Here is a 19,093-nt window from a genome sequence, read left to right as displayed (position 1 = left end):
TGGCCAGCACCCTCATCTGGCTCACCACATGATCGACAAGACGCTCCCTAGGGCCTGTTGCAAAAGTGGATCTTGATTGTGGATGATCACGTGCCGTGGGGCGTGGAGATCTGACGAACGGCCAGTGGGCCCGACTGGAGCCATTGTTGCCGCTGGGCGTCAAGCCGGGCCGTCTGCCGGTGTGGCCTCGGCGGCAGCTGATAGACGGCATCCGATGGAGGACGCGGACCGGCGCTCCGTGGCGGGACATGCCCGAAAGGTACGGTCCTTGGGATCGGGTTTACGACCTGTTCCGGCGCTGGCAGCGCGACGGCACTTGGGTCCAAATCGTCACCCGGCTCCAGGCCGAAGCGGATGCGAAGGGCCTGATCACCTGGGACGTGAACGTCGACTCGACGGTCTGCGGGGCTCACCAACACGCCGCTGGAGCGGCGAAAAGGGGGATCTTCAAAAGGAGCCGCCAGGCGGAATCGTCGTCGAACCAGCCGATCACGGCCTCGGAAGGTCCCGCGGCGGGCTGACCAGCAAGGTCCACCTGGCTGTCGAGCAGGGGCAGAAGCCCCTCGCAGTTGTCATCACCGGTGGGCAACGTGGCGATTCCCCGCAGTTCGAGACGGTCCTGGAGGAGGCGATTCGAGTGCCCAGGGTTGGAAGCGGTCGGGCACGCAAGCGGCCGGACCGTGTACGGGACGACAAAGCCTACGACTCCCGCAAGAACCGCACCTACCTGCGCAGGCGAGGCATCAAGGCCACCATCCCCGTTCCTACGGACCGGGTCCGCAATCGCAGCAAGCTCGGCTCCCGCGGTGGCCGACCGCCGAAATTCGACGTGGCCGACTACCGCGAGCGACACGCTGTCGAATGCGGCATCAATCGCCTCAAGCGCCACCGGGCAGTCGCCACGAGGTACGACAAGCTCGCCGTCCGGTACGAGGCGACCGTCCTGGTTGCAGTCCTCAATGAGTGGCTCTGATCAGCACTCTCTCGCCGGACCCTAGCCATTTTCCCGACCTGGCAGCGGTACGCCGTCCAGGAAGGCGTGATAGGCATCCGCAGCGTCGGGCTCGATCTCGGGGCCGGAGGGACCATAGCGGGTGTCGGTGCCATCCCGCTTCGGGCCGGAGACCCAGAACTCCTCGCCGCTCTCAACGTCGTAGAAGTTGGCGTCGAACATCCCCTCTGCCCGGCGCAGAGTCCGCCCGTGGAAGTACGCGGTGCTCCAGGTCTTGGAGAAGTCCACCCAGCCGATCCATGAAGGGCCCCGATCGGTGTCGTAACCCGTCTTGAGCTGCACAAACATGATGCGTCGAGGCATGCATCCAGAGTCGCAGAGACCTCGTGGAACCGTATCTACGTCCAGTACTTTCACAACAGGCCCTAGCGGGAAGATCAAAGAGGTGGGAGCGGACATCGGCGACGACGCCGACTAGTAGGTTCTGCCGACGCCAAGGCCTCGACCACCGGGTCCGGCGGCCAGGTCCTACGTCATGGTTGACGCAGGGGTATCCGTCCGCCGGGGCTGCTCGCTGGACTCTCCGTAGAGAATGTCGAGTTCTCGCTCGAAAGCGAGAGATGCGACGGCGATCTCCCCGGCAGATCGACCGTTTCGATTCAGGCGCCGGCCACCGCGTGGCGACAGAACTACGTAGGCCTCGATGAGTAGGCAGCGGACAAAGCCGAAGTTTCAGCCGCAAGCGTTGCCCGGACGGGAGCCGGAAACGCCGGTCGGTGGGGTTGGTTCAGGGTGTGGCTTGTGCTGCGTCTCCGTGGCGGATGCGGTCGAGGATGTGGTGGTGCAGGGCGTTGAGCCCGGCGGGGGACAGGAGGACGGGACTGCCGGTGAGGGTGTACCACTCGTCGGCGCCGGTGTACTGGATGGCGATGGCGGCGCGTCCGTCGGGGCGCAGGGTGGTGGCGACGGTCAGCTCGCCGGTGATGACGCCGACCTCGTCGGTCATGGCGCCGCCGGCCCCCGCCTTGACGTCGTCCACGAGGGGACGTGGCTGTACCGGGTCGTATGCGGTCATGAGGTGCACTTGTCCAGCATTTCGGTGAGCATGTCCTTCTCCGGCTCGGTCACCGACAGCTCGTACGTCGCTTTCACCGAGATCCAGGAGCGTGCGTAGGTGCACCAGTACGTCTTGGACGGCGGCTGCCAGTCATCGGGCCCCTGGTCGCCCTTGGAACGGTTGGAGGTCGCCGAGACGGCCAGCAGTTGGGGATGGGTCAGGTCGTTCGCGAACTCCTTGCGCCTCTCCTGCGTCCACCTGTTGGCGCCGGAACGCCAGGCGTTGGCCAAGGGGACGGTGTGGTCGATGTCGAGATCGGCGGCCTCGGTGAACGTCTCGTCGTCGTAGACGCTGACCCACTTCCCGGCCACCGCCCGGCACTGGTCGTTCTGCTTGACATGAGTGCCTCCGCGTTCCAGGACCGTCTCGCGGGTGTCGCAGGACTCGCCCTGCGAGGCCCAGTGGGGGAATTTGGCGCGGCTGTAGCCGGACATCGAGCCGTGTGCGGCCACCTTCAGCCCGACCAGTTCCTCCCGTGCCTGCCCGGCACTGGGCACGCCAGGCAGGGTCGTGGTGGTGTCGGCCGGTTGGCCGCCGCCGGCCCCGGCCGTGGCGGACGGTTTGTCGTTGGTCGCCGCAGGCGAAGCCGCCTCGTCGGAGGACGAGCACCCGGCCACCGCGAGCACTGCCGCAGTCGCCAACCCCAGCCCCCACCTGCCCCTCTGACCCACCATGACCTGTGCGTACCCCCGGTGATGCGCGGATGAAGCACCTGCCCGCGCAGCTTATCGACTCCAGCAGACCGACCGGCATAGGCCAACTCCACGTCTGTACAGGCGGGTTGGGGTGAGATCGCGGGGCGGTCTGCTGCTGCGGCCGCCAGCGCACGCCGTCGCACGCCGCCCAGCCTCCCCATGCGGAGGCGCTCGACGTGTGGATCAACTCACCCCGATGGGTGGGGCGTTCAGCGGGGGATTCAGCGGCAAGGGCCGGTTGCTGGACGAGGACGCGTACTGGGTGGACTTCCCTTAGTTCGCGCACTGCGATGCGTCCAAGACGGGCGTGGTCGGCATGGTTCCCGAGCCGTGGCAGGCTGCTGACCGCTGGTTGGGCACCGCACCGGTTCCCGTTGTGCCCCACTGGCCCCACGTTGTGCACGGAAGGGGAGAGCAGCCATGCCTGAAGGTCTTGCGTGGATCGCCGATGCCTGGTGCGGGACCGATCTGTACATCACCTGCGCCCGGGGCCTCAGCCCTCAGCAGCTGGCCGGACGCATGGCCGACCATGAGGCTGTCGAGGTCGGGCCGGCCCTCACCATCCAGGAAGCGCACCGGATGGTCGACCTCGCGCAGATCTACTGCGTCGGCCGTATCGGCCACAGCGGCGACTGGTCGTTCATCGTGGAGTGCGGGGGCAGCGAAGGCTGGGCCCTGGACCCGGCAACCTCCCGCGGCGCCGAGGTGCTGATCTTCGACCCGCGGCCGGACGATCCGCCCTCCTTCTTCAGCTACCTCGCCGACGGTGAGCTGCAGCTGCACTTCGAGTTGGGCTTCGGCTACGACCCTTCCGGAGCCCGGCCCGACCTGCTGCGCCCTGCGCTGGAAGCCGCCGGAGTCATCCCGCCGGAAGGCTCCATCGATGAGCTGCTCGGCGAGGACGAAGAACTGTCGCCTCTCGAAGAGAAGCGCCGAGTACTGACGGTCGCCGGTGAGTATTTCGGGCTGTCGCTGCCGCGGCAGGTGATCGAGAGCGGGCGGCTTCCTGCCGTGGTCACCCGCACCTCGCCTCCGTCCTCCTGGTGACGTCGAGTGTGTTCACAGACCCGGTCCGCTCGGCGGCTGGAGGTCACTGGCAACTCGATCCGTCACCGCCAGTTCGTACTGCTTGTACTGCGGTCCTCGCTGAGTGAGGCGCTCGGCTCGGGCCGGGGGCCCGGGCCCCCGGGCGGCTGCGGAGAGGTCAGCGGACGACCTTGACCCCGAAGTGGTGGCCCAGGCCGAGGGCGAGGCCGATGGCGCTGTGCATGTGGGCGTACATCTCCATGCCACGGGCGGCGACGAGGCCGCCGAGGTCGAGGACGTCGGTCCAGCCGTACGCGGTGAGGAGGTCGGTGGCGGTCTGCTTGGCGTCGGTGTGGTCGGAGGCGACGAACATGGTGTGGTCGCCGCCGCCGATGGCCTTGGGGTTGACCACGGTCTCTTGTTCCTGCGTGACGAAGGACTTGACGACCTTCACGTCCGGCAGGGCGCGCTGGATCTGCTCGGCGAGGCTGTCGGTGTCGCAGGGGTCCATCTTGGGCATCGTGCCCCACGGCGTGGGCCAGGGGTGGTCCATCGCGGCGCCGTAGAGGTAGGGGACGGCGTAGTCGATGAGGGTCTTGCCGGTCAGCTGGTCCGCGATGGAGGTCAGGGCGGCGACGGCGTTGTGGCCGTCGATGCCGTTGATCACGATGTCGTCGGCTGCAGCGGCGGCGTCGGCGAAGGCGTGCAGCTGGATGCCGGGGTGGTCGGCGAGCCACTCCTTGTACGGGGCGTTGCCCATCATGTCGGGCTCGGTGCGGGCCAGAGTGGCCTCGACGTCGCGGGTGCCGACGTGGACTTCGTAGCCGAGTTCGGCGAGGCGGGCGGCGTGGGCACGGCCTCCGCCGCCGGTTCCGAGGACGGCGATGTTCTTGGCGCTCATGGGGGTAACTCCTTGTTGAATGAGGGGGGTTGGCGGGGTCAGGCCCGGCTGGTCCGGTTGGTCCTGGGGGTCAGTGCCGGGTCTTCTGGGTGGCGCCGATGACGTAGCCGTTCAGGTCGCGGAAGAAGAACTCGCGTCCCGTGTGGTCGCAGTTGGTGACGGCGTTCATCATGGCGGGCTCCGGGGAGGGGGGCGGCGCATCGCACGGGTGTTCCGTGTCGTGGGGTGCGGTGAGGCGCGTTGTCGAGGGTGGCGCTGGGCCGGAGGGGCTGACCGGAGGGGCGTGGTCCTGGCTCCCGGCCGGTGGCGGGGTGCACGTCCTCGGCGCCTGCCATTCAATTAGTACACATGTATCGCATGCTTGTCGAGCGATATCGGCAAATCGGTCATAGCTGCTCGTATCGTAAGCCGCGCCACCTCGCCGTATGGCACGCAGTGATGCCGTGATTGCGCGACGCAACATGTGTGATCTCGAGTGGATCGACTCTGGGGGGTACATGAGGTGGAGGTTTGATACGTTCGTTCTGGAATGGATTCTCTTTGCGGTATTCACGTTGTGGTGTTCACGGCCTCTGGGAGTGGTGCGGGTATGGCTGAGCAAGGCGGTGCCAAGCGGCGCTACGACCCCAAGCGGCGGATCGAGGAAGTCGCCGCCGCAGCCGAGCGGGTGATCGCCGCGCGCGGCATCGAGGGGCTGACCCACCGGGTCGTGGCCGAGGAGGCGGGGGTGCCGCTGGGGGCGACGACGTACCACTTCGCCACCAAGGACGACCTGATCCAGGCCGCGCTGCAGCGTTCCGTCGACCGCTTCGCCGCCTACCTGGACGACTGGGTGGCCCGGCGCCCCGAGCTCACCCCCGAGCAGCTGGCCGTGCTGCTCGCCGACGCACTGATGGGCAGCTTCGGTCCCCGACGGGGCCAGGAGGTCATGGAGTTCGAGCTGTATCTGGCAGCGCTGCGGCGGCCGGCGCTGCGGCCGGTCGCCGACCGCTACATCGAGCTGAGCGTGAACGCCCTGTCCCAGTACGTCGATCCGCTCACCGCCCGGACCGCGGCGGTCGCGTGCAATGGACTGACCCTGCGCGGCCTGGCCGGAAGCCAACCGCCCACGCGCGCCGAGGTGGAGGCCATGCTGCGGCGCATCCTCATCCCCAACCCGGCCCTCCCCGAGACCCAGGACAGCTGAGGAACCGACGTGCACAGGACCACTCGTCGCCACATCTCCGGCTGTGAACGCCGTGCCCGCCTGGCGTACCGGCAGCGCCTTGAGCCCGCCCAGCGCGCGGAGCACGTGGACCAGGTGGCGCGATCCGTGCTCGCGCTGCACGCCACCGACCCGGCGACCGTCTACCTCTCCGCCGCCGCCCGCCTCGCCGAGCCCCGGCACGAGACGGTGGAGCGCGAGCTGTACGAGCGGGAGGCGCTGCTGCGGATGACCGCGATGCGCTGCACCCTCTTCGTGACGCCCACCGGGCTCGCCCCGGTGCTGCTTGCCGCGGCGGGGAAGCCCCACGCCGCCAACCGCCGCAAGCATCTGCTGCGGCAGCTGGAGGCGTCCGGGGCCGGTGACGATCGGTGGCTGGAGAAGGCCGGCCGCGCCGTGCTGGAGGTGCTGGCCGAGCGGGGTGGGGCGAGCACCGCCGAACTGGCCGCTGCGGTGGCCGGGTTGGAGCGGCAGATCGTCGTCGCTCCCGGCAAGCGGTACGAGTCGCGCCGCAGTGTCGCCGCGGACCTCATGTTTGTCCTTGCCGCGGAGGGGCGGGTGGTGCGCGGGACCCGGCGGGGCGGCTGGACCAGCAGTCAGCACGCCTGGGCCCTCGGCCTGGCTCTTCCTGAACTCGCCGCGGCGTCGGCGCGCGCCGAGCTGGCCCGCCTCTGGCTGGGCGCCTTCGGGCCCGGCACCGTGGCCGACCTGAAGTGGTGGACCGGCTGGACCGTCACCGATACCCGCAAGGCGCTCGCCGCCGCCGGTGCGGTGGAGGTCGGCCTGGACGAGGGAACCGGCTATGCGTTGACGGAGGACCTGGAGGACCTGGAGGGCATGGGCGCACGGGTCGCCGAGCCCGCACCCGCTGCCGCGCTGCTGCCCGCGCTCGACCCCACCCCCATGGGCTGGCGGGAGCGCGGCTTCTACCTCGACCCCGCCCACGTGCCCGCCCTCTTCGACCGGATGGGCAACATCGGCCCGACGGTGTGGTGGGAGGGCCGGATCGTCGGCGGCTGGGCCCAGCGCAAGGACGGCACGCTGAACTGGCGCCTGCTCGAGGATCCGGGACGCGAAGCCCGTACGGCCGTCGAGGCCGAGGCCGCACGCATGGCGGCCTTCCTCGGTGAACGCCGCTTCACGCCCGCCTATCGCACCCCGCTGGAGCGCGAACTCGCTTCCTGAGCCCATGACTTGTGCACCGTGAGCCCATGGCCTACTCGCCGCGCAGGCCCGGTTCGCCGTGCTGGAGGTAGCAGTTGGTCTCCCAGATGACGCCGTACTTGGCGCGCACCGCGCCGTAGGCGGCGCCCCAGAACCGGCCTTTGAGCTCCGCCAGGACCTGGCCGTCGCGGGCCAGCTTGCCGAAGGCCACGCGCTGCTCGGCGGGGTCCTCGTGGACCAGGCCGACGTGGATGTTGTTGCCGAGGACGTGCTCGTCGCCGGCGGTGGCGTCGGCGGTCGGCTCGGCGACGCCAAGGGCGCTGCCGTCGCGGAACTGGAGCTTGGAGTACACGACCGTCCGGTCCGCGCCGGGCGTCTCCTCCATGCCCGGTACGTGGGACAGCAGCATGGTGCGCTCAGTGAGCTCCTCGACGCCGAAGACGTCGCTGTAGAAGGCGATGGCTTCTAGGCTGTCGCGTACGTACAGCAGGGGTAGGAAGCGCTGGAGAACCCGTCCTTGAACCCCGAGCGGCTTCGTGCGGCTCGACTGTCAGTGGCTCGTCGTACCCTCCGGCAGGTAGGAGAACCTGGCCAGTGCCGCCCTCGCGACACTGGCCCTTGAAGTCGGAGATATTCATGGCTGATACGGACGACGTCGCATCACCGTGGAGCAGGATCGTCCGATGGCTGGAGAGCCATGCCCCCGCCAGCGCGCAAGCACTGAATCCCCCGGCCACCGCAGCTGACATCCAACAGTTGAACGACTCTCTCGGCTTCCGTATACCCCAAGCCCTCGAGGTCTGGCTGCGGCTGAACAACGGAAGTACCGCGAAGGACTCCAGAACCCCCATTCCCGGCGGGTTCCGGCTCGTCCCGCACCCGGACTCCGGCATCTTTCCCGGCGGGGAGGTCTTCCTCGACTGCCAGAGCATCATCGACCACCACCGGCAGTTCCTCCGTATCGCCGATGACATTGGCGATGAGGACTATTGGAAGTCCTCGTGGATCCCCATCCTGGCTGAGGCGGATGGGCACTATGGGCTGCTTCTAGACGCTGGCCAGGCAGACGGGAGCGGCCCGGTCTCGGCCTATCGCGAGACCGACTACGCCAAGCGCCATGCCTCGTCGCTGGGGCAACTCCTGGACGCTGTCGCCGACGCGCTGGAACACCGTCAGGGAGGCAGTGTGCTCACACACGGACGGCAGGCAGACGTCCAGGACGGTCGGGTGGTCTGGGGCTGAGCCCGTCCGCGGTCCTCAACGACGCGATGGACGGCATCGCCGCGTCCATTGGCCGCGTCGGTGCGAGCCTTCATGAATTCGGACCGCCAGGACACTCTGCCGAGAGTCCTTGATCCTCAGAACTGGCGCAGTGATCAGACAACCTGAAGGGCTGCGGTAGGCCGGGGAGCCGCAGACGTTGGGTAGGCGGGCCTTGGTGAGACGACGCGACGCAAGCGTGATGGCTGCGAGGGTGAGCATCTGCTCGGAGCGCTCGGGCAGGGAGTGCCCAGCGGGCGGTCGATCTTGCCGAGTACGCCGATGAGTTCGGTGACCTCCATCGCCATGTGGTCGGTGATGCCGCGCCCGTTGATACGGGTCTTGAGGGCGGCTTCGTTCAGCCATGCGCCCTCGCGGGTCGGGCAGGTTCCCTGGACCGTGAACTTCTCGACCGCCTTGCGGGTGCGGGCGGAGAGGGGGGATGTCTCGGCCCAGGTAGAGCCGGTGGAAGCGGGGGACAAGACCCTCGACCGAGGCGGAGGTGGAGCCGGACTCGCCGTGCAGGAGGCGCTGCCACTCGGACTCGGAGTAGTCCTTGAGCGGCTTGTCGAGGTCGAAGCGGCCGGTGCGGGTGAGAGGAGGCCGGGTGCCGTCACCTGCGCGGGTGGAAACCGGCAGGGGAGGGGTGGGAGATCCGTAGGTCTCCCACCCCGCCTTTTGTTTTCCGGACCCTTGACCTCCGGCCCAGCCCTCGTGCGTCAATCAGCCATTCCGCAGGAAGTGTCCGGCCACGTTCATGCTTCCGTTTCACTGCGGCCCCACAACCCGCACAATGCACTCCCTCTCACGTCCTCACCAGCAGATCATTCCGGTCGAGGCCGGTTTCGAGCCAGCCGTTCCGCACCGCTTTCGATCACCTCCGGCGGAAGGTTCAGATCGCACCTACAGTGATCGGCCTGCAAGACCTGTTAGCGATCACGAATACGATCTTTCCAGCGGAAAGCGGTGACGTGAAATGTCCAAATCATTGGGCGTCGGGCGTGCGACGGTTCTTGCCGCGGTCCTGATCTCGGCCGTAGCGGCCGTTCCCAGTGCTGTCGCGCAGAGCAATCCCCAACCCGCCGGGGACGGACCGGCCGAGTGCGGGGCCGGCTACACGCTGGAACGACTCATCACCCTGCCTGAGGGTGACCCCAGCAAGCGTGTCGCAACCCTGCATGTCTACGAGAGCGGCAGCAAGGGCTGCGTCGTCCTCCACAGCGATATGGACCGTCCGCAGTACCTGTCTCTGAAGGTGTGCAATCCGATTGGTTCGGAATGTGATACCGACTCCGGAAACTCCAGAGAGTCCGCGGGGCCCGTACGCATCTCGAGCTACACCTGCGCCCCGGTGACGGCCAAGATGGCAGACACGTCCAGCAGCACCCCGTACCTCAACTACACGTCTGAATTTGTCTTCCCCTGCGATAGGTGACCTGCGCGGCACCCACAAATATGTCAAGCCTGTCGGACGCGCTCAGCCTGGCCGCACTCTCCGCGCTTACCTCCGAATACTCTTGGCTTGACTCTGCCGGGGATCTTGGAGTTTCCGGGTGCGGCAGCATGATCAACGGGCGTGCTCGGGTGGTTCCGCACGGTGTGCGGGTCCTCGGCTGCGATGTTCAGGGCCACGCCGTCGAGGATGTGCGGCTTGGACGCGGCGCCCGCGGCGCGCCACGCCAGGGCGTTCCAGCTGTCCGCCGACCCGTTCTTCGTGGACAAGGCGCGTGACGTGGTGGTGGCGGCTGCTCGTCGGCGACTCTGCATGCCAGAGGGGCGCGGATGAATGGCGGTGGGCGTCGAATGCGTCACCTGGGCGGGGCAGGCCACCGTGGTCACCTTCATCTGCAAGGCCGTCGGGATGGCGTCCTTCTTGGAGGAATTGGCGCACCTGGTCGACGTGAACGGCTCGCCACCCGTCCACGTGCCGCCGGTCGCCGTCGCGGTCCTCGACGCCGCTGGCGTCAACGACGGCGGCGGCCACGTCGGGATCAGCATCGTCGACGGCCGCCCGCGCCTGACCGAGGTCACCATGCGAGGTCGGGCGGGTGGCGACTCGAAATGGAAGCTGTGCGAAGAGGTGGCCACCGCGTCCGGGGAGGGGGGCACGGCACGCGGTACGTGGTTCATCGGGATTGGGCAGCGCCAATGCGGCGGGCGTAGGCGCGAGCAGCGCGGGCGCGGTCGCCGCACCGGGTGGAGCACCAGTGGCGGCGCCCGTGGCGCAGCAGGTAGCGGTTGCAGGGGGGAGAGCCGCAGGCGGTGAGGCGTTCGGCGTCGGGTGAGGTCAGCAGGTCGGCGGTGTCGGTGGCGAGCGTTGCCAGGGCGTGATCGACGATCGCCGTGGTCGGGTGGGGAGCGGCCCGGTAGGGGCCGTTCTTGTCGTCCCACTGCAGCAATGAGGCAGTCGGGACGCGCGTCATCGCTTCGTTGACGGCTGCAAGGGCCGCGGGCAGTGCCGGGATTCCGGCGGCGCGGGCGGCGAACAGAGACCTGATGTGTTCGCGCAGCGCACGGATCCGGGACGTGCACACTTCGTGCAGGTCGGCGTCCGCGGGGGCCAGGTTCCGTCGGGTCAGCCATTCCTTCGCCTGCAACGGGGTACTCAGCAGATCGAGCGTGTGTCCGCCGGGCAGTGTCAAGGCGCTGTTGGCCAGGGCGAGCGAGTGATGGTCCTCCTCGCCCTGCGCGGGTGGTGGGGCAGCTTGGGCCATTGTGTCTCCTTCCCGTATCTCATGGTATGCGTTGCCGGTATCCGTGAGACCCGCTAGCGTGATTCTCACGCCTGAAGTGAATCTATCCGTGAGGCCTCTCTGTATGTTTTCTGACTCCGTTGACTCCGTTGACTCCGTAACTCACACCCAGTTCCCGATACAGGTGCTGGGCGGTCCGACCGCTGTCTTCGAGTACGGGGGTCTGCGCTTCCTGACCGACCCGACGTTCGACGAGCCGGGGGAGTACGGTGCGCCGGGCGGCCCGTCCTTGACCAAGACGGCGCCCGCCGCCCTCGCCCCTGACGACCTGGGCCCCGTCGATGTCGTGCTGCTCTCCCACGACGAGCACCCCGACAACCTCGACATCGCCGGGCGGAAGCTGCTCGCGGACATCCCGATCGTCCTCACCACGCCTGGCGGGCAGGAGCGCCTCTCTTGCCGGGCCAAGGGCTTGGTGGACTGGGAGTCCACCGAACTGCGCCGACCCGATGGCGGCACGGTCACGGTGACCGGTGTGCCCGCCGTCCACGGTCCCGGCGCGCGCGAGAGTGTCGAGCCGTTCACCGGCCAGGTCGTCGGCTTCGTCCTGACCGCGGACGGCCTGCCGACCGTGTATGTCAGTGGTGACAACGCCTCACTTGAGGCGGTCAAGCAGGTCGCTGAGCGGTATGCCCCGGTCGACACCGCCATTCTCTTCGCCGGCGCCCCTCGCGTCGCCGGGCTCTTCGGCGGGGCACCTCTTGTCCTGGACAGCGCTCAGGCGGCCGAAGCCGCGAAGATCCTCGGTGCGCGCCGCATCGTCCCGGCGCACTACGACAGTTGGGGGCATTTCACCGAGGGGCGCGATGAACTCGAGGCCGCCTTCCGCGCCGCAGGGCTGAGTGACCGCCTGGACTGGAGCCGAAGCGTTCGGCACTGAGAACAGAGCCGGGTCCAGCTTGTCCGCACCTCGGGAATCGTCAGGTCGATGGGACGTCAGGTCGTCAGGCCGATGGGTCGATGTCGCCCGCCTGGTTGGTGAGCAGCCCTTCCCGGCGACTGCCCATGGCCTGTGGAGGCGAGCGTTCTCCAAGTCCATTGACCTTGGGGGCGATTCAGGTCGCGGAAGCCGACACCAGGGACGGTGCCGACTTCCGCGCGGCAGGCGCGGGCCAACGCGCCTGCCTGATTCCTGTGACGGTTGCGGGTTGCGACCAGTAGCCGTCAGGAGGTCACCAGCGGCTCATGCCGCCTTTGGTGCCAGGGGCACTCTCGTAACGAAGGCAGGCAGACCGCAAGCCGCAGGAACAAACGTTGGGCCAGCCCGTCCTCCTTGAAGGGCACGCTCTTGCTCTGCACGGTGCTCCGCGCGAGGTCAGCCCTTGTGCGCGGCCACCGCGCGGCGAGGTCTGCCTCGCAGAATTGCAGGGGTTGGCCCGGGGACACCAGTGGGGCCCTGGCATCACAAGAGCGACAAGTGGTGCATCTTTCCGCGCGCAGAGCACCGCCGACGTGGAAGGCTGTGCAGCGCGCGGAGCCCCAACTACAGCATGGCCAAGTGCTGTTGGGCCGCACCGCTTTGCGACCAGTATTCCGGCCCCGGCGCTTTCCCGCGGCCCTGGCAGGACGGAGCCTCTCGTCCCATGCGTGATCAATCCTCCCTCTCCCACCCGCAATGCCCCTGCAAGTCCGGCACCAGCGGGCGCTTCGGCCCTACGCACACGCTGATCCTGCTGATCGTGTTCCTGATCCTGGGCTGCGGCCTGTTCCTCGTCGGTACCCCGCTGAGCAGCACTTTCGCACTCCTGGGCGGATGCGGGGCGATCGGCGCGGCCACGCTCACCGCGGCCGGCGGCGGTCGTCGTCTGATGACCGTCATTCTCGAGCCCGTCGTGCGGTCCTCCGCCCGCAGCTGAGAGGCCGTCATGTCCCGCTCCTCATCTGCGGCCAGCCCGAAACGCCCCTACGCTCGCCTCGCCGAGTTCCTCCTCGGCCTGCGCCGCGAAGCATGCCTGACCCAGCGCAAGCTGGCCGATACCGCCAAAATCTCTCGCGGCGCCGTCCAGCGCGCAGAGTCCGGCACCGCCGCACCCTCACGCACGATCCTCAATGCCTATATCCGCGCCTGCGGAGGCACATCCCAGGAACAAGCCCGGGCCACGGCCCTGCGCAATCAGGGCCGCACCGTAGCCCGCGACCGGCTCGGCTCCCTGAACGCACCCGCTCCCGCCTACATCCGCACGCGCGACGATCTCGCCGCGGCACTGGCCGTGCTCTACGAACGAGCAGGCGCCCCTCCCTTGCGCGAGCTCAGCCGCCTCGCCCCCGACCGGCCCCCGCTGCCGGCCACCACCGCGTGGCGCATCGTGCACCGCAAGAGCCTGCCGACCACCACGCAGCAACTGACAACGTTCCTCCACGCCTGCCAGATCCGGCCGGCCGACGCGCTGTTCTACCTCGAGGCATACACCAGGCTCACCGACGGCCTGCGCGTGCGCCCGCGCCTGCCCCGCCACAAGGGCGGTCGCCTCTGGATGCTCGACTACCGGCCCGACGACCGTTTCGAGCTCACCGGACAGGCCGCCGCCATCGCGCGGCACCTGCCTCCCCAAGGAATCGAGGACCTGCTCTTCAATGCGGTAACCCGCGCAGCCGTACGCGGAACGCTGCACGGCGAAGGCCCGGCGCCCGACCTTTAGGCCTCGGCAGCCAACGGGACCTGCATGGCATGACCTGCAGGGCAGCACCCCTGTCCACGCCTGGTGCAGCCTCCAGAGCACGAATGCCGCACCAGGCACACAGCGAACGCGAAACCCTTCACCTGGACCACGAGGGTCCCCGAGGGGTGGAAGCATTTACGGATCCCGTGCGCGGCATCTTTGTCTCGGGCAGCCCCGAATCATCTTGGGGCGGCGTGTGAGGCCGAGGAGTATCACCCCGGGCAGCATTCCTGACCCGTCACGTCCTCAGTCCGGCCGGGGGCACCTCGGAGCTACCGCGAGTTCGAGGGGGGCTTGCCGTGTGAGGCCCTGCCGCTCAGCGCACCCGGAAGACCGGGCCGCGCGGGGTGAACGGCAGCCCCGCGCCCTCCGGGATCAGGTAGGCGTGCTCGCGGCGGACCCGCAATACGTCGCACCAGCCGTCGGTGATCACCAGGACGGGGGCCGTCGGCGGGAAGTCGTCGGCCCGCTGCAGCAGGTCGATGCCGGGTTGCAGGACCGTGCCGCCGCGCCCCCTGACCCGTACCCGCCCGGCGATCTCCGTCGGCGCCAGGTACCCGGCGTCGTAGGCGGCGGCGTCGCAGAACACCACTCGGGCGGCCGGCACGTCGCGGGCCTCGGCGTAGGAGGCGATCGCGCCCAGTGCCTTGGCGAGCAGCGGGCCGGACATCGATCCTGAGGTGTCCAGGACGACGCCGAAGGTGCAGCGGGCGACCTCCTCGGGCGGGAAGTAGCGGCCCGCGCGCGGGATGTCGGGGGTCGAGGCCTGGCGCCGGGCGGGCCGGGAGTAGCTGCGTACCGGCTCGGGCCGGGGCACGAACTCGTCGAACCAGCGGGCCAGTTGGGCATCCCACGGCACGGGCGGGTGGGCGAGTGCGCGGATCTCCTGGACCAGTCCGGCCGGGAGCAGGCCGCGCTGTCGGTCGGTGTGCAGCTGGTGGCCTTGGACGAGGGCGCGCCGGTAGAACTCGTCGAGGTCGACGGGGTCGGCGGTCCGGCCGGGCAAGGGTTCGCCCAGAATGTCGCCGGTGCCCTTGCCGCGCAGGGTCGCAAGGCGCCGGCCACGCCGCAGCCCGGTGGTGATCCGGTCGTACACCTCCTCGGTCGACAGCCCCTTCAACTCGGCGTCGTACAGCAGCCCTTCGGGCATCGCGCCGACGCTCATCTCCACCAGCCAGCCGTTGATGACGTAGTCGGCGGCGACGTTGAAGAGATAGAGGTCGCGGGCGCCGCGGCGCCCGCCGTGGCGCAAGGCGGCGTGCAGCATCTCGTGGGCGAGGATGAACCGCCACTCCTCGTCCGTGAACCGCTTGAGCGGGTTGATGTAGATCTCGCCGGCGGCGGCGTCCACGGCGGCCACGGAGATGTCGTGCACGCTGGCGAGTTCGGCGTCGGCGACGACGGTCAGTCCGGCCGCGAGGCCGCCGAGCAGCGGGTAGGACGAGACGAACCAGTTGAGGGCGCGGTCCCAGGGACGCTGGGCGACGCGCTCACCGGTGAGCCGGTCTCGGCGGCCGCCCGCAACGTCCATCGCGGCGGAGACCGTACGGGTCAGGGCGTACGCGAAGGCGAGTTGCCGGTCGGGCAGGGCGGTGTCCCAGTGCGGCCACTGGACCAGCAGCTGGTCGGGTTCGCCGTCCGCGGTGCCGCACCGCTCGTAGGCGGCAGGGATGCCGGTCTTGCGCCAGCGGGCGGCGAGCTGCTCCTCGTCGCCGTCGGGGTAGCTCTCGGGGAGGTGATCGGGGGCGGCGCCGATGGGGAAGGTGGCGAGGAAGCGGTTGACGACGGTGCAGCGGGCGGCGAGGTCGAAGCGGTCGGGCTGTGCGCGGGGCTCCTTGGCGGCGGGGAGGTGGCCGAAGCCGAGGTGGAGGAGGGCGTGGGCGAGCGCCCAGGCCCACTCGCCGGGTTCGGCTCGGCGGGTGGGGTGGACGTGCACCCGCCCGTTGGAGTCTGCCCGGACGAGGCCCTGACCGGGGGCGTCGGCGTTGCCTTTGGTGCGGACGAAGTTGGCGTCGACGGCTGCGAGGGCGGGGTTGCGGCGCACCAGGTCGGCGCCGGCGGCGAAGGCCTCGGCGGCCGGGTCGGGGCGGTCTGCGCCCTGCTTGCGGGACCGGCTCAACGCCGGGCCTCGACCAGGCGCGGCATGTCGCGGGCGGCCTCCACCAGGAACCAGGCGGGCAGCACCGGATTGCCGTCGGCGTCCTCGGCGATGACGGTCTGGGCGACCTCGACGGAGATCTCGGCGAGCTGGACGAGCAGCGACTTGGCGCGGTAGGAGGTCTCGCGCACGGCGGCCGAGGCGTGCTCGCGCTGGGCCGGGAGCTCCTTGACGAGCCGTCCCCGGAACGCCTCGGCGAGGTAGTAGAGCAGGTCGCGGTCCTCGATGCGGCGGGGCCAGGAGGCGTCTCCCTTGATGATCGCCTCGATGCCGTAGGTGTGTCGCACGATCTTGGCGTACCCGCAGAAGGAGACGGCGTGGGCGGGGGTCAGCGTCCCGTGGACCACGATCTTCAGCGTCTCCTCGTCCAGTGCGGGACCGAAGGAGTGCAGCGCGTCGGAGAGCATGTGCCAGGAGCGGGGCGTGGAGAACGGCTCCTCGGTCTTGGGCGGCTGCGACCACAGGTGGTCGGGCCGGTCGGCGAGGTAGTCCACCACCCAGGGGTGGATGCCGTTCTCGCCCGCCCACACCAGCCAGTCGGTGGCGGAGGCCCGCAGGTGGACGTGGGTGAGGCGGTTGACGAGCGCGGAGGCGATGGGGCGCGCCAGAGCGTTGTCGGTGGCGCGGTTGCCTGCGCCGATGACGATCGAGCCTGCCGGGAGCTCGTAGTTGCCGATCCGGCGGTCGAGGATGAGCGAGTAGAACGCCTTCTGCACATCCGGGGTCGCGGCGTTCAGCTCGTCCAGGAAGAGGCAGTACGGCTCGTCGCGGGCGATTGCCTCCGGCGGGCAGAACACGGAGTGGCCGTCGCGGATCTGCGGCACGCCGATCAGGTCTTCAGGGGCGAGCTGAGTGCCCAGCAGGCTCACGCACTCCAGCCCCAGGGAGTCGGCGAACTTCCTCACCAGAGAGGACTTCCCGATGCCGGGAGCGCCCCAGAGGAATACGGGGCGGACTGTGGCGAGGCCCAGGAGGAGGTCCGGGATCTGGGTGGGGGTGACGGTTACTGCGGCCTGCAAGCGGTGCGCTCCTTCGAGGGGGATGTCCTGTTCGCCCAGTGTGTGGGGCTGGTGGGGGCAGCGCACCTGGTTTTCCCCTGCTCTGCCGATGTGCCGACTCGCTGAGCAGCTTTGCCGGCAACAACTGGCGTGGGAGGGAGCTGCCTTGAGAGGTGCCGGATCCGCTTGATCGGTTGGGCGGGGGTCTTGTTTCCGCTGTCGTGGGAACATGGGAATGGTCGGTTTGGTCGGTGATGGCACCGATCCAGGAGAGGGTGTCGTGGACCGGCCGGTAGGTCTCCCAGATGCCCGTCACCTGCTCCGGGTCCGTGAAGGCAGCGTGGGTGAACGGGGCTTTGGCCCCTTACGACTCGTAACGAAATGAGCTCGTGGATGCGTCAGGAATGATCCTGCGTCAGCTCCCGTTGACGCGTCCGGATGGGGGGTGTGAGCCGGTCGAGACGAAGCGTGCGAGCAAGCCGTGGGAAGGTCGACGACGGACTGTGGACACGGATCGAGCCGCTGGTGCCGGTGGTCCAGCGCCGATACCGTCACCCTGGCCGACGGTGCTTGGATGATCGGCAGGTGCTCTGCGGAATTCTGTTTGTCCTCCACACCGGTATCCCGTGGCGGTTTCTGCCCCAGGAACTGGGCTTCGGCTCGGGGATGACGTGCTGGAGACGGCTTCGGGATTGGAACGAGGGCGGAGTCTGGCAACGGCTGCACGAGCTGCTGCTCGCCGAGTTGCGGACAACCGACATGCTCGGCCTCTCTAGGGCTGCCGTCGACTCCAGCCATATCCGGGCGATGAAGGGTGGGCCGGCCACCGGCCCGTCCCCGGTGGATCGAGGGAAGACCGGTAGCAACCACCACGTCATCGTCGAGGCCCACGGAATCCCGCTGGCCACGATCACCACCGGCGGCAACCGTAACGACGTGACTCAACTGATTCCGCTGATCGAGGCCGTGCCGCCGATCCGCGGCAAGCGCGGCCAACCGCTACGGCGGCCCAGGCATCTGTATGCCGACCGCGGCTACGATCACGACCTTCACCGCGACCGGGTGCGCAGGTTTGAGATCCCCCCCCCCGCATATCGCCCGGCGCGGCATCGAACACGGCTCCGGTCTGGGCGTCTACCGCTGGGTCGTGGAGGGCACGATCGCGCTGCTGCGCTGGTTTCGCCGCTTGCGCATCCGCTGGGAGATCCACGACGACATCCACCATGCCTTCGTCACCCTCGGCTGCGCCCTCATCTGCTGGCGACGGCTGAAATTGTCGCTGTGACTCGTGTCGCCGTGGCCCACAGGTCTTCGCGTTCGTCATGGTGTTCTGCTGGACCGCTGCGGATGCGGGTCACGGCGAGCCTTGGACGCGTTGAGCGGTGTAGGTGACCGTTAGGCGCGGGTCTGCGACCTGGCCGCCGAGCTCGTCGACGAGCGAACCGAGGCGAGTGAGGAACTCTTCGCGGTCGGGCGTGGAGAGTTCCGCGATGTTCGGGAACGTGGACCACTGATCCCGTGCGGTCTGCGCGGTCAGGATCTGCTCCCATTCGATGATCTCGACGGAGACGTTGTCGAAGTAGCCGCCCGTGGTCAACTGGCTGCGCCACCGGTCGGTGTCGAGGACGTGCGAGCGGCTGTCCCGGTAGCCGGTCTCGGCGGGCAGCAGGTCACGGTAGACCTCGTCGAGCCGGTCGCGGAAGAGCGTCGGCCGCTTGACGTCGCCGAAGTCGTTCCACCACGCCGCCAGCCAGCCGCCCGGACGCACCAACCGGGCGATCTTCGCGGTTGACGTGGCCGGGTCGAGCCAATGCAGCGCTGTCGCCGCCGCCGCGAGGTCGAACCCGCCTGGCAGGTCTACAGCCTCGAAGTCACTGACGAGGACCTCCAGCCGGTCACACGCGTGATCGGCGACGAGGATCGCGGCCAGGCTTTCGCCGGGCTCGACCGCGACCACGTGCGCGCCGGCCGCCAGCAGCGGCTCGGTGGCCAGGCCCGTACCGGCACCGATCTCGAGCACCCGCGCACCGGGCCGCAGCCCGCAGCGCTCTGCCAACAGGTCGAAGACCGCGTCCGGGTAGCGTGGTCTGCCTCGTTTATAGGTCAGCGCATCAGCGTTGAACGACATCCGGCGAGCTGCGCGCGTCGTGTTGTCGGCGTACTAGCTCATCTGCAGAGCGAAGTACGGGCTCAAATGCAGAGGTG

Annotated in this window: 20 protein-coding genes; 10 read left to right on the top strand and 10 right to left on the bottom strand. The window is 68.8% G+C overall.

The genetic code is table 11. The features are described 5' to 3' along the window. Positions 1 to 95 precede the first annotated feature (95 nt). Positions 96 to 973 (top strand): IS5 family transposase gene (locus ACFWZ2_RS41965; protein WP_384555064.1). Its coding sequence is split into 2 segments (ribosomal slippage): positions 96 to 489 and positions 489 to 973, totalling 879 coding nucleotides; the frame shifts between segments, so codons are not numbered across the junction. Between the two features lie 21 nt (positions 974 to 994). Here the strand turns inward: ACFWZ2_RS41965 and ACFWZ2_RS41960 are convergent. From ACFWZ2_RS41960 to ACFWZ2_RS41950, 3 genes are all read right to left on the bottom strand, one after another. Next, positions 995 to 1,315 carry a hypothetical protein gene (locus ACFWZ2_RS41960; RefSeq protein WP_384555063.1) on the bottom strand — a complete coding sequence of 107 codons (321 nt, stop codon included), beginning with the start codon at positions 1,313 to 1,315 and terminating at the stop codon, positions 995 to 997. A gap of 424 nt (positions 1,316 to 1,739) precedes the next feature. Next, entirely contained in the window at positions 1,740 to 2,027 is a 288-nt protein-coding gene (locus ACFWZ2_RS41955) for a hypothetical protein (protein ID WP_384555062.1), read from the bottom strand. Further along, a complete protein-coding gene (locus ACFWZ2_RS41950; RefSeq protein ID WP_384555061.1) occupies positions 2,024 to 2,743 on the bottom strand; it encodes an HNH endonuclease family protein in 720 nt (239 codons plus the stop codon). Before ACFWZ2_RS41950 ends, ACFWZ2_RS41955 begins: the two co-directional genes overlap by 4 nt. Positions 2,744 to 3,184: 441 nt before the next feature. Here ACFWZ2_RS41950 and ACFWZ2_RS41945 point away from each other — a divergent pair, with 441 nt between their 5' ends. Then, positions 3,185 to 3,811, top strand: a complete 627-nt coding sequence (locus ACFWZ2_RS41945) for a DUF6461 domain-containing protein (protein ID WP_384555060.1) — start codon at positions 3,185 to 3,187, stop codon at positions 3,809 to 3,811. A gap of 157 nt (positions 3,812 to 3,968) precedes the next feature. Here the strand turns inward: ACFWZ2_RS41945 and ACFWZ2_RS41940 are convergent, their stop codons facing one another. Beyond that, a complete protein-coding gene (locus ACFWZ2_RS41940) occupies positions 3,969 to 4,691 on the bottom strand; it encodes an NADPH-dependent F420 reductase (protein ID WP_384555059.1) in 723 nt (240 codons plus the stop codon). Positions 4,692 to 5,280: 589 nt separating this feature from the next. Here ACFWZ2_RS41940 and ACFWZ2_RS41935 point away from each other — a divergent pair. Both ACFWZ2_RS41935 and ACFWZ2_RS41930 read left to right on the top strand, forming a co-directional pair. Continuing rightward, positions 5,281 to 5,877, top strand: coding sequence for a TetR/AcrR family transcriptional regulator (locus tag ACFWZ2_RS41935; protein WP_384555058.1), 597 nt, complete (start codon positions 5,281 to 5,283; stop codon positions 5,875 to 5,877). Between the two features lie 9 nt (positions 5,878 to 5,886). Further along, on the top strand, positions 5,887 to 7,080 hold the full coding sequence (locus tag ACFWZ2_RS41930) for a winged helix DNA-binding domain-containing protein (RefSeq protein ID WP_384555057.1): 1,194 nt from the start codon (positions 5,887 to 5,889) through the stop codon (positions 7,078 to 7,080). Positions 7,081 to 7,111: 31 nt separating this feature from the next. On the opposite strand, the gene ACFWZ2_RS41925 is transcribed toward ACFWZ2_RS41930, so the two are convergent. Beyond that, on the bottom strand, positions 7,112 to 7,546 hold the full coding sequence (locus tag ACFWZ2_RS41925; protein ID WP_384555066.1) for a VOC family protein: 435 nt from the start codon (positions 7,544 to 7,546) through the stop codon (positions 7,112 to 7,114). A 149-nt stretch (positions 7,547 to 7,695) separates the two neighbouring features. Between ACFWZ2_RS41925 and ACFWZ2_RS41920 the strand changes: the two genes are divergently transcribed. Together ACFWZ2_RS41920 and ACFWZ2_RS41915 are read left to right on the top strand one after the other, a co-directional pair. After that, positions 7,696 to 8,301: an SMI1/KNR4 family protein gene (locus ACFWZ2_RS41920; RefSeq protein ID WP_384555056.1), complete on the top strand. Its 606-nt coding sequence runs from the start codon at positions 7,696 to 7,698 to the stop codon at positions 8,299 to 8,301. Between the two features lie 994 nt (positions 8,302 to 9,295). Then, positions 9,296 to 9,754: a hypothetical protein gene (locus ACFWZ2_RS41915; RefSeq protein WP_384555055.1), complete on the top strand. Its 459-nt coding sequence runs from the start codon at positions 9,296 to 9,298 to the stop codon at positions 9,752 to 9,754. A gap of 23 nt (positions 9,755 to 9,777) precedes the next feature. On the opposite strand, the gene ACFWZ2_RS41910 is transcribed toward ACFWZ2_RS41915, so the two are convergent. Continuing rightward, complete coding sequence (locus ACFWZ2_RS41910; protein ID WP_384555054.1) at positions 9,778 to 10,353, bottom strand: hypothetical protein; 576 nt, start codon at positions 10,351 to 10,353, stop codon at positions 9,778 to 9,780. Positions 10,354 to 10,445: 92 nt separating this feature from the next. Next, on the bottom strand, positions 10,446 to 11,033 hold the full coding sequence (locus ACFWZ2_RS41905; protein WP_384555053.1) for a CGNR zinc finger domain-containing protein: 588 nt from the start codon (positions 11,031 to 11,033) through the stop codon (positions 10,446 to 10,448). A 103-nt stretch (positions 11,034 to 11,136) separates the two neighbouring features. Between ACFWZ2_RS41905 and ACFWZ2_RS41900 the strand changes: the two genes are divergently transcribed. The 3 genes from ACFWZ2_RS41900 (at position 11,137) to ACFWZ2_RS41890 (ending at position 13,711) form a co-directional block, all read left to right on the top strand. After that, positions 11,137 to 11,952, top strand: coding sequence for an MBL fold metallo-hydrolase (locus ACFWZ2_RS41900; protein WP_384555065.1), 816 nt, complete (start codon positions 11,137 to 11,139; stop codon positions 11,950 to 11,952). Between the two features lie 703 nt (positions 11,953 to 12,655). Next, on the top strand, positions 12,656 to 12,928 hold the full coding sequence (locus ACFWZ2_RS41895; RefSeq protein ID WP_384555052.1) for a hypothetical protein: 273 nt from the start codon (positions 12,656 to 12,658) through the stop codon (positions 12,926 to 12,928). A gap of 9 nt (positions 12,929 to 12,937) precedes the next feature. Beyond that, positions 12,938 to 13,711: a helix-turn-helix domain-containing protein gene (locus tag ACFWZ2_RS41890; protein ID WP_384555051.1), complete on the top strand. Its 774-nt coding sequence runs from the start codon at positions 12,938 to 12,940 to the stop codon at positions 13,709 to 13,711. Positions 13,712 to 14,048: 337 nt separating this feature from the next. Here ACFWZ2_RS41890 and ACFWZ2_RS41885 read toward each other — a convergent pair whose 3' ends face one another. After that, positions 14,049 to 15,851 carry a VWA-like domain-containing protein gene (locus ACFWZ2_RS41885; protein WP_384555050.1) on the bottom strand — a complete coding sequence of 601 codons (1,803 nt, stop codon included), beginning with the start codon at positions 15,849 to 15,851 and terminating at the stop codon, positions 14,049 to 14,051. After that, positions 15,848 to 16,909 carry an ATP-binding protein gene (locus tag ACFWZ2_RS41880; RefSeq protein WP_384555049.1) on the bottom strand — a complete coding sequence of 354 codons (1,062 nt, stop codon included), beginning with the start codon at positions 16,907 to 16,909 and terminating at the stop codon, positions 15,848 to 15,850. The genes ACFWZ2_RS41885 and ACFWZ2_RS41880 overlap by 4 nt, the downstream gene beginning before the upstream one ends. A 417-nt stretch (positions 16,910 to 17,326) precedes the next feature. On the opposite strand from ACFWZ2_RS41880, the gene ACFWZ2_RS41875 reads away from it, so the two are divergent. After that, positions 17,327 to 18,173, top strand: a protein-coding gene (locus ACFWZ2_RS41875; protein WP_384555048.1) for an IS5 family transposase whose coding sequence is annotated in 2 segments (ribosomal slippage) — positions 17,327 to 17,962 and positions 17,964 to 18,173 — 846 coding nt in all. Because the reading frame shifts where the segments join, the coding sequence is not laid out codon by codon here. A gap of 69 nt (positions 18,174 to 18,242) precedes the next feature. Here ACFWZ2_RS41875 and ACFWZ2_RS41870 read toward each other — a convergent pair. Beyond that, the gene (locus ACFWZ2_RS41870; RefSeq protein WP_384555047.1) at positions 18,243 to 19,016 is read right to left on the bottom strand and encodes a class I SAM-dependent methyltransferase; all 774 of its coding nucleotides are present in this window, start codon (positions 19,014 to 19,016) and stop codon (positions 18,243 to 18,245) included. Positions 19,017 to 19,093: the final 77 nt, after the last annotated feature.

Source organism: Streptomyces sp. NPDC059002 (assembly GCF_042740435.1).
GTDB lineage: Bacteria > Actinomycetota > Actinomycetes > Streptomycetales > Streptomycetaceae > Streptomyces.
The sequence above is the reverse complement of the archived record's forward strand: the minus strand, read 5'-3'. Positions and strand labels throughout refer to the sequence as shown.